At 73.0% G+C, this 6,425-nt stretch carries 7 protein-coding genes; 3 read left to right on the top strand and 4 right to left on the bottom strand.

The annotated features are described in order from the left end of the window. Both C6N75_RS27970 and C6N75_RS27965 read left to right on the top strand, forming a co-directional pair. A partial coding sequence (locus C6N75_RS27970; protein WP_258177653.1) for an FGGY-family carbohydrate kinase occupies positions 1 to 456 on the top strand: 456 nt, incomplete at its 5' end. Between the two features lie 61 nt (positions 457 to 517). Beyond that, positions 518 to 1,450 (top strand): pseudouridine synthase, encoded by a 933-nt coding sequence (locus tag C6N75_RS27965; protein ID WP_105871648.1) that lies wholly within the window; start codon positions 518 to 520, stop codon positions 1,448 to 1,450. A 48-nt stretch (positions 1,451 to 1,498) separates the two neighbouring features. Here the strand turns inward: C6N75_RS27965 and C6N75_RS27960 are convergent, their stop codons facing one another. The 4 genes from C6N75_RS27960 to C6N75_RS27945 all read right to left on the bottom strand — a co-directional run bounded on the left by C6N75_RS27960 (position 1,499) and on the right by C6N75_RS27945 (position 5,757). After that, positions 1,499 to 2,131, bottom strand: coding sequence for an MBL fold metallo-hydrolase (locus C6N75_RS27960; RefSeq protein WP_105871646.1), 633 nt, complete (start codon positions 2,129 to 2,131; stop codon positions 1,499 to 1,501). Beyond that, positions 2,128 to 3,213, bottom strand: coding sequence for an S-(hydroxymethyl)mycothiol dehydrogenase (locus C6N75_RS27955; RefSeq protein WP_105871645.1), 1,086 nt, complete (start codon positions 3,211 to 3,213; stop codon positions 2,128 to 2,130). The genes C6N75_RS27960 and C6N75_RS27955 overlap by 4 nt, the downstream gene beginning before the upstream one ends. 135 nt (positions 3,214 to 3,348) lie before the next feature. Beyond that, positions 3,349 to 4,812: an amino acid permease gene (locus C6N75_RS27950; protein WP_105871644.1), complete on the bottom strand. Its 1,464-nt coding sequence runs from the start codon at positions 4,810 to 4,812 to the stop codon at positions 3,349 to 3,351. Between the two features lie 243 nt (positions 4,813 to 5,055). After that, positions 5,056 to 5,757, bottom strand: coding sequence for a FadR/GntR family transcriptional regulator (locus C6N75_RS27945; RefSeq protein ID WP_105871643.1), 702 nt, complete (start codon positions 5,755 to 5,757; stop codon positions 5,056 to 5,058). A gap of 169 nt (positions 5,758 to 5,926) precedes the next feature. On the opposite strand from C6N75_RS27945, the gene C6N75_RS27940 reads away from it, so the two are divergent. After that, positions 5,927 to 6,425: gluconokinase (locus C6N75_RS27940; protein WP_407703282.1), on the top strand; the 499-nt coding region annotated here is incomplete at its 3' end.

The following is a 6,425-nucleotide window of genomic DNA, read 5'->3' as shown; positions in this document are numbered from 1 at the left end:
GAACACCGCCCCCTCGTACGCAGCGCCCAGCACCTGCCGGCCGCCGCGGGGCTGCTGACGGGGCTGCGGCACGCGACCAGCGGCCGGCAGGTGCTGGGCGCTGCGTACGAGGGGGCGGTGTTCACCGTGCTGAGGGCGCTGGAGGCGCTGCCGGGCGGGGTTGCGGCGGACGCCCCGCTGCGGTTGACCGGCGGCGGGGCGCGCGGCCGGATGTGGGTGGAGACGGTACGGCGGCTGTCCGGGCGGCCGGTGGTGCTGCCGCGCGGCGCCGAGCTGGTGGCGCTGGGCGCGGCCGCGCTGGCGGCGGGGGCGTCGGGCGCGGGCGACCCGGTGGCGGTGGCCGCCGGCTGGGGCTTCGGCGAGGGCCGCGCCCTGGACCCGCTCCCCCGCGACGAGCGGACCTGGCAGCGGATCGAGACGGTGCTGAGGGGCTACGCCGAGCGACTGGGCGGATAGGCGCCGCTCGTGACGGGGGAGACAGACGGTGGGCCGGAGGGACGGCGGCTACCGTGGGGCGGTGCGACGAAGGACGAGGCGGACGGCGGCGCCGCTGCCGCAGCGGTCGGGGATCGATCCCGTACGGGTGCGGCTGCCGGCGGATCCGGGCGGGGCGTGGGGGTGTGTGCGGGACCACCTGCTGGCCCGGTACGCGCCGGCCGTGGGCGCGGAGCGGGTGGACGCGATGCTGGCGGAGGGCCGGTTCGTGGGGGCGGACGGGGCCGCTGTGGCGGCGGACGAGCCGTACCGGGAGGGGCGGGTGCTGTGGTTCCACCGGGACCTTGCGCCGGAGGAGCGGGTGCCGTTCGAGGTGGGGGTCGTGCACCGGGACGAGCGGATCGTGGTGGCCGACAAGCCGCACTTCCTGGCGACGACGCCGCGTGGGCGGCATGTGACGGAGACGGCGCTGGCCAGGCTGCGGCGGGACCTCGGGCTGCCGGCGCTCCAGCCGGCGCACCGGCTGGACCGGTTGACGGCGGGGCTGGTGCTGTTCGTGGTGCGGCCGGAGGACCGGGGCGCATACCAGGGGCTGTTCAAGGAACGGCTGGTGCGCAAGGAGTACGAGGCGGTGGCGCCGTTCCGTCCGGCGCTGGGCGTGCCGGTGACGGTGCGCAGCCGGATCGTGAAGGAGCGCGGGGTGCCGGCGGCGTACGAGGAGCCGGGCGAGCCGAACAGTGAGAGCCGGATCGAGCTGGTGGAGCGCAGAGGGGAGTCGGGGCTGTACCGACTGCGGCCGGTGACGGGGCGGACGCATCAGCTCCGGGTCCATATGAACGGGCTGGGTGCGCCGATCCTGAACGACCCGCTGTATCCGGTGGTGCGGCCGGACGAGGAGCCGGAGGACTTCGGACGGCCGCTGCAACTGCTGGCGCGGGCGCTGGAGTTCACCGATCCGGTGACGGGGGTGGAGTGGCGGTTCCGCAGTGCGGGGCGGCTCTCCGCGTGGGGGTGAGTCCCGGCCGGCCGTGACGTGGGAGGGCCGGCCGGGGCTCGTGCCGGGTCAGTGGCCGCGTGCGATCCATTCGGCGAGGTGGGGGGCCTCGTCGCCGATGGTGGTGGAGTCGCCGTGGCCGGTGCGGACGACGGTGTGCGCGGGGAGGGTGAGCAGCCGGTCGCGCAGGGAGTCGATGATGGTGGGGAAGTCGGAGAAGGAGCGGCCGGTCGCGCCGGGGCCGCCGGCGAAGAGGGTGTCGCCGGTGAAGACGGTGTCCAGCGCGGGTGCGTGGAGGCAGACCGCGCCGGGGGCGTGACCCGGGGTGTGCAGGACGGTCAGTTCGACGCCGGCGACGGTGATCACCTGCCCGTCGGCGAGTTCGCCGTCGGGGGCGCGGTCGGGGTGGGTCTGCCGCCACAGGGGGAGGTCGTCGGGGTGGAGCAGGATGGGCGCGCCGGTGGCGTCGGCGAGCGCGGGGGCGGCGTCGACGTGGTCGTTGTGGGCGTGGGTGGAGACGATGGCGAGGAGGCGGCGGCCGCCGACGGCCGCGGCGATGGCGTCGGCGTCGTGGGCGGCGTCGATGACGACGGCCTCGTGGTCGTCGCCGACGATCCAGACGTTGTTGTCGACGTCCCAGGTGCCGCCGTCGAGGGAGAAGGTTCCGGAGGTGGTGAGCCGGTCGATCCGGGCGGTCGTCACAGGATCACCACCGAGCGCAGGACGTCGCCCTCGTGCATGCGGGCGAAGGCCTGCTCGACCTCGTCCAGGGCGATGGTCTCGGTGACGAAGGCGCCGAGGTCGATGCGGCCCTGCTGGTGCAGGTCGATGAGCATGGGGAAGTCCCGGGAGGGCAGGCAGTCGCCGTACCAGGAGGACTTGAGGGAGCCGCCGCGGCCGAAGACGTCGAGCAGCGGCAGTTCGAGCCTCATGTCGGGGGTGGGGACGCCGACCAGGACGACGGTGCCGGCGAGGTCGCGGGCGTAGAAGGCCTGGGTGTACGTCTCGGGGCGGCCGACGGCCTCGATGACGACGTCCGCGCCGAAGCCGCCGGTGAGTTCGCGGATGGCCTCGACCGGGTCGGCGGTGCGGGAGTTGACGGTGTGGGTGGCGCCCACCTCGGTGGCCTTGGCGAGCTTGCGGTCGTCGACGTCGACGGCGATGATCCGGGCCGCTCCGGCCAGGCGGGAGCCGACGATGGCCGCGTCGCCGACGCCGCCGCAGCCGATGACGGCGACCGTGTCGCCGCGGCCGACGTTTCCGGTGTTGACGGCGGCGCCGATGCCGGCCATCACGCCGCAGCCGAGGAGTCCGGCGACGGCCGGGGAGGCGGCTGGGTCGACCTTGGTGCACTGGCCGGCGGCGACCAGGGTCTTCTCGGCGAAGGCCCCGATGCCGAGGGCGGGGGTCAGCTCGGTCCCGTCGGCGAGGGTCATCTTCTGCCGGGCGTTGTGGGTGTCGAAGCAGTACCAGGGGCGGCCGCGCAGGCAGGCCCGGCACTGGCCGCAGACGGCGCGCCAGTTGAGGATCACGAAGTCGCCGGGGGCGAGGTCGGTGACGCCCTCGCCGATCGACTCGACGGTGCCGGCGGCCTCGTGGCCGAGGAGGAAGGGGAAGTCGTCGTTGATGCCGCCCTGCTTGTAGTGCAGGTCGGTGTGGCACACCCCGCACGCCTGGATCCTCACCACGGCCTCGCCGGGCCCGGGGTCGGGGATGGTGATGGTCTCGACCCGGACCGGTTCGTCGCGTCCGGGTGCGATCACCCCACGGACCTGCTGCGTCATGGCACGCCGTCCCTTCGTCACGCCTCGTTGATGTTGCTCGCTCAGGTCCACTATCGCGCACCGCGACCCCCGCCGGGCGGTGCTCCGGCGGGGGTCGCGGGTGGTACGGGGTGGTGCGGGCTCGGTGTGCGGCGGTCAGTCCAGCGGGCGGCCGGCGGCGAGCGCGGTGACCCGCTTGCGGACCACGAACCAGCCGCCGACCAGGGCCGCGGCGATCAGCGGCAGGCAGTTGACGGTGGTGCGGCCCACCCCGCCGCCCCACCACATCAGGCCGAGGACGGTGACCAGGAACCCCAGGGTGACGATCTGGGTGTACGGGGCCCAGGGCAGCCGGTAGGACGGGCGCTTCAGGCGGCCCTGCTCGGAGCGCTTCCAGAACAGCAGCGAGCAGAGCATGATCATGCCCCAGGTGCCGAGGATGCCGATGGAGGCGAGGTTGAGCACGATCTCGAACGCCTCGCCGGGCACCACGTAGTTGAGGGCGACGCCGAGCACGCCGAAGGCGGCGGTGAGGAGGATGCCGCCGTAGGGCACCTGGCCCTTGTTCATCCGGGCGGTGAACTTGGGCGCGGAGCCGGCCATGGCCATCGAGCGCAGGATGCGGCCGGTGGAGTACAGGCCGGAGTTGAGGCTGGAGAGCGCGGCGGTGAGCACGACGAGGTTCATCACGCCGGCGGCGCCGGGGATGCCGAGCTTGTCGAAGACGGTGACGAAGGGGCTCTGGTCGGCGGAGTACGAGGTGTAGGGCAGCAGCAGCGCCAGCAGCACGACCGAGCCGACGTAGAACAGGCCCACCCGCCACATGATGGAGTTGATCGCCTTGGGCATGATCTTCTCCGGGTTCTCGGTCTCGCCGGCGGCGACGCCGCACAGCTCGACGGAGGCGTAGGCGAAGACGACGCCCTGGACGACCATCAGCATGGGCAGCATGCCGAGCGGGAAGATGCCGCCGCTGTCGGTGATGGTGGACAGGCCCGGAGTGTGGCCGCCGACGTCGTGCTGGGTGACCACCAGGAAGATGCCGACCAGCATGAAGATCACCAGCGCGGCGACCTTGATGATCGCGAACCAGAACTCCATCTCGCCGAAGTACTTCACCGAGATCAGGTTGGCGGTGAGGACGACGGCGAGGGCGATCAGGGCGAGGATCCACTGCGGTACGTCGCTGAACATGGCCCAGAAGTGGGCGTAGGTGGCGGCCGCGGTGATGTCGGCGACGGCGGTGGTCGACCAGTTGAGGAAGTACAGCCAGCCGGCCGAGTAGGCGCCCTTCTCGCCCATGAACTCGCGGGCGTAGGAGACGAAGGCGCCGGAGGACGGGCGGTAGAGCACCAGCTCGCCGAGGGCCCGGACGACGAAGAAGGCGAAGACGCCGCAGACGGCGTAGGCGATGGCCAGGGAGGGGCCGGCGCCCGCCAGGCGGCCGCCGGCGCCGAGGAACAGCCCGGTGCCGATCGCTCCGCCGATGGCGATCATGTTGATGTGCCGGGACTTCAGGTCCTTGCTGTAACCGGCGTCACCGGCGTCGATGTGGGGGGCGCCCGCCGCCGGCGAACCGGGGCTCTGGGTGTCTGCCGCAGCCAGGGTGCGGTCACTCATCTGGGAAGTCGCCTTTGTGAGGGGTCGTGCGGTGGCAGCCCCCGTACGCGGGTGAAGGGGGTGGGTCCACCCCGCAGAAGGCCAGGTCACATAGTCACGGCAAAGACCGGCGTAACGCTGTGGCCCATGTCACGTACGGGCGGAATTGAGAGGTATTTGAGGTTGCCGGGAGGTTGCCGGATGGTACGCGGCATACGTCGCGGTCGGTCCGGGTATGCGCTGCGGTCCGTCCGCCGCTGCCGCTCAGGGGGCGAGGACGTCCAGCTCGCGCAGGGCGCCGACGGCGATCTGCCGGGTCAGCTCCTCGGCCCGGGGCCCGTCGCCCTCGCGTACCGCCTCGGCGACCTGCACGTGCAGGGTGACGGCGGCCGGGTCGGGGTCCTCGAACATCACCTGGTGGTGGGTGCGGCCGGCCAGCACCTCGGCGACCACGTCGCCGAGCCGGGCGAACATCTCGTTCCCGGAGGCGGAGAGGACCACCCGGTGGAAGGCGATGTCGTGCACCAGGTACGCCTCCAGTTGCCGGCCGCGTGAGGTGGCGACCATGCCGAGCGCCTGCTCGGTGAGGGCCCGGCACTGCTCGGGGGTGGCGTGCTCGGCGGCGAGGCGGGCGGCCAGCGGCTCCACGGCGGAGCGCAGCACGGTCAGCGAGCGCAACTGGCGGGGGCGGTCGGCACCGGCCAGCCGCCAGCGGATGACCTGGGGGTCGTAGACGTTCCACTGGTCGGCGGCGCGGACGGTCACGCCGACCCGGCGCCGGGACTCCACCAGGTGCATCGACTCCAGCACCCGGACCACCTCGCGGATCACGGTGCGGGAGGCGGTGAAGCGACGGGACAGCTCGTCGGTGCGCAGGACGCTGCCGGGCGGGTACTCGCCGGCCGTGATGGCCAGACCCAGGCTGTCCAGCACCTGTGTATGGAGTCCCCGGGCCGTAGTGGTCATGCGCTCAGCGTAGTCGGCGCAATTAAGTATGACTTTTATGTCACAGCCTCTTGAATACGTCGTATCCGATGGGTTTCATGTGCGGCGACGGACTCCGTATCCCGGCGTCCGCCCGCGAGGTCGACGAGGACCCCGCGAGGCCGATCAGGACAGCGAGGCACCCTCCGCCATGAACTCCCCGGACAAGCTGGACCCTCCCCCGGTCGTCGTCGTGATGGGCGTGGCCGGGACCGGCAAGACCACCGTCGGCCCGCTGGTCGCCGCCCGGCTGGGCGTCCCGTACGCCGAGGGCGACGACTTCCACCCGGCGGCGAACATCGCCAAGATGTCGGCCGGCGTCCCGCTGGACGACGCCGACCGCGCGCCCTGGCTGGACGCGATCGGCCGCTGGGCGCACGGCCGGGCGGGTCTCGGCGGGGTGGTGAGCAGCTCGGCGCTCAAGCGCGCCTACCGGGACCGGTTGCGGGCCGCCGCGCCGGGCGCGGTCTTCCTGCACCTGACCGGGGACCGGGAGCTGGTGGAGCGGCGGATGGCCGAGCGCCGGGGCCACTTCATGCCGACCGCGCTGCTGGACTCGCAGTTCGCGGCCCTCGAGCCGCTGGGCGGCGACGAGGCCGGGGTGGCGGTGGACGTCGCCGCCCAGCGGCTCGAGGGCCGCGAACTGCGAG

Source organism: Streptomyces solincola, from assembly GCF_002982015.1.
Lineage (GTDB): Bacteria > Actinomycetota > Actinomycetes > Streptomycetales > Streptomycetaceae > Streptomyces > Streptomyces solincola.
This window is presented reverse-complemented; position numbering and strand designations above follow the sequence as displayed.

Bases quoted from the DNA above. Each gene is read 5' to 3' on its own strand.
- C6N75_RS27945 (WP_105871643.1), bottom strand. From the start codon at position 5,757: ATGACCACTACGGCCCGGGGACTCCATACACAGGTGCTGGACAGCCTG.
- C6N75_RS27950 (WP_105871644.1), bottom strand. From the start codon at position 4,812: ATGAGTGACCGCACCCTGGCTGCGGCAGACACCCAGAGCCCCGGTTCG.
- C6N75_RS27955 (WP_105871645.1), bottom strand. From the start codon at position 3,213: ATGACGCAGCAGGTCCGTGGGGTGATCGCACCCGGACGCGACGAACCG.